Here is a 2,659-nt window from a genome sequence, read left to right on the forward strand (position 1 = left end):
TCTTCGCCCATGATGTCTTGCGGCATAAACACAGCCTCACCGCCATTGTGAATCACGTGCTCAATGATTTCACCAATCGCATCATCTGTGACACCTTCTGCAGCAGCATCATTAGCGATGCTTAAAGTCTGTGCTTTTTCGTCAATCTTGGCAGATTGTATATAACCACGGCGCACATAGAGGGTCTCGCCCGCTCCTTGGAAGGCGCTGCGATAGACTTCTTGTAAGTCAGTCTGCAACATATTGGCACCGCGAGCTTTATCAATTTCACCCATGGCCGCTTGGTGTAATGAAGTACGGTACTCTTCTACCGCCTCTTGTACACAATCGACGATATGCTGGGCGCTACCATCTTCTAGATTGGTGGCGTTTGATACCGTGGCAATGATGTTTTCTGGACGGTCACATACTTCTTTATAATAGCCGATATTTTTTGCGTCACCGACGATGACGAGAGGCATTTTATGCTCGCCCCACAGCTCTTGTACGCTCTTATCCACTTGGTTAAAGAACTCTTTTAAATGACTGCTTTCGTTACTTGCAGAACGGTCAGAGCCACCGTCACTGGTTGTATACAGACCGTTATTCTCGATAGGAAAGGCAATACTTTCCATATTGTTTTGCACGTCATCATCTTTATCAAGCTCTCTAACAACGCGATCATTAGATGCTTCAATCAAGCGGGCACTATCACGGGTCAGTACCACTGTATAGTAATGTACCGCGCTTGCCATATCGCGAACCAAATCACGAGTAGCAAATCTGTTTGAAATGACCACGCGTTCGGTCGTATCAATCGGCATACGAATTACTTGTACGTCATCAACACTGGCAAATATCGCTAAAGTATCAAGGTTATAATTATGGTTTAGCTCATTAGTTTTGGCGTGAATGTTGTCCAAAATAGTCGTTGCTGTGCGCTTATCGTACTCTTTGGTGAGACGCTCTTCGACAACTTTTAACTGGTTTTTAAGGGCGATAGGATCTTTGTCATTATCAGGATGTTCGCGGTGAGTTTTAACAAAAATACTGACCGCAGGATTAGCCTTGGTTTCGCGTAAACTTTTGAGAGTCGCTTTCATAAATATTGCTCCTTGTTTTATTACCTAGGTTAACACACCAAGTGCAACGCTAAGTAATGGAATAAAACACCTGGTTTGGCGTTTTAAACCCTAATCGTTTTCTTGGTCTGTTGTTTAACCTGTCTTCAATGTTTTGAACCTCATCATCAGATACTTGTCTAAAGTCACATCCTTTAGGCAAGTACTCTCTAATCAAGCCATTGGTATTTTCGTTTGTTCCTCGTTGCCATGAGGCATAAGCATCAGCAAAGTAGAACCCACTATAGAGTCTTTGCTTAATGGCTTTATGATCCGCAAATTCCTTGCCATTATCGGACGTAATCGTCTTAACGTGTAGTTTCACTGGAGTTAGCATTACCACCATCGCATCCGCGACCAGATGAGCACTCTTTTTAGTCACTCGCTTCATCTTAACCAAACCTGTCTTTCGCTCTACCACTGTCACGATAGCTTGTTTATGGTTTTGACCAATGATGGTGTCCGCTTCCCAATCACCGATGCGGGATCGCTCTTTTACTACATGAGGGCGCTCATGAATTGAGATCCTGTCATTAATACGCCCACGAGTCTCAGTGGTAAGCCTTTGACGATAGGGTTTGGCTTTGCGTCTTAAATACTGCCATAGCGTGCCGCCTTGCCTCTTATCCGTCCATAAGTAACGATAGATACTCGTGTGACTGACTCCACTATGAACGCCTGCTATTTGCTCAGGACTCCACTGCAGTTTAAGCTTAGTCACGACCCAGTCCCAGACGTTTAAAATGATGGTGAAGGCATTATTTGCTCGCCTCGCTTTAGCGGTGTTGTCTGCATGCTTTGCCCGGTAGCCTCGTAGGCTTTTATTGCGTCTAAGCTCTCTTGATATGGTGCTGGGACTTCTGCCTAACGCCCCTGCTATAAATTTAATACTATGTTGTGCCCCTCTAAGGGCATAAATCTGATATCGTTCCTCTAGGCTTAGATGTGTATAGCTCATGGTTGCAATCTCACTTTGGCGGTGGATAGTAGCTTTGATGCTAGCGCATCTAGGCCTCTTTTTCACCTGCTCTTTGATATTGCACTTCATGTGTTAATCTAAGTTATTAGTTATTGATCTTATGAGTAGAAATACTTTTATATGAATTATCAAAATTCAATGAGTTTTACGGTAATAATTAATACAGAACCTCAGCATTCCTTGATCAAGTTCTTTTTATAAATTTCTTATCCAACTTTTATCTTTTTCTAGCTAAGGGTTTGGTTTATCCTTCTTTAGAAAGAAGTACCACTACGATGCTACCAACTTAATCTCACGTGCTATAGGGCTGATTTGAAAGCAAATGATGACACTTTGTAAGCAGAGCAATCTATATTGTATGTGAGATTTGATATCTGTAGTTAAACGCTAGGTTTACTAGCAAAGTAAACATTGATTGTATTGTGGATGATGTATTATGAGTGAAGCGGGTTGTATTCTCGCGGCATAATACCCATCATTTAGATAACCCTTTAGATAGAATTTATAGAATAAGATAATTTTTATAAGATGAATCAGTCGATTTGCAACCAATAGATATTGTCAGAAAATTCACCCCATA

Annotated in this window: 2 protein-coding genes; both read right to left on the reverse strand. The window is 41.9% G+C overall.

What is annotated here, in order from left to right; genetic code table 11:
- The coding region (locus tag JMW64_RS13705; protein ID WP_201555343.1) for an AOC03_06830 family ribosome hibernation factor at positions 1-1,082 on the reverse strand (1,082 nt) is incomplete at its 3' end.
- 49 nt (positions 1,083-1,131) lie between these two features.
- A complete protein-coding gene (locus JMW64_RS13710) occupies positions 1,132-2,058 on the reverse strand; it encodes an IS30 family transposase (RefSeq protein WP_037025096.1) in 927 nt (308 codons plus the stop codon).
- Positions 2,059-2,659: the final 601 nt, after the last annotated feature.

This window comes from Psychrobacter immobilis, from assembly GCF_904846065.1.
In the GTDB taxonomy this organism is placed as follows: domain Bacteria; phylum Pseudomonadota; class Gammaproteobacteria; order Pseudomonadales; family Moraxellaceae; genus Psychrobacter; species Psychrobacter immobilis_H.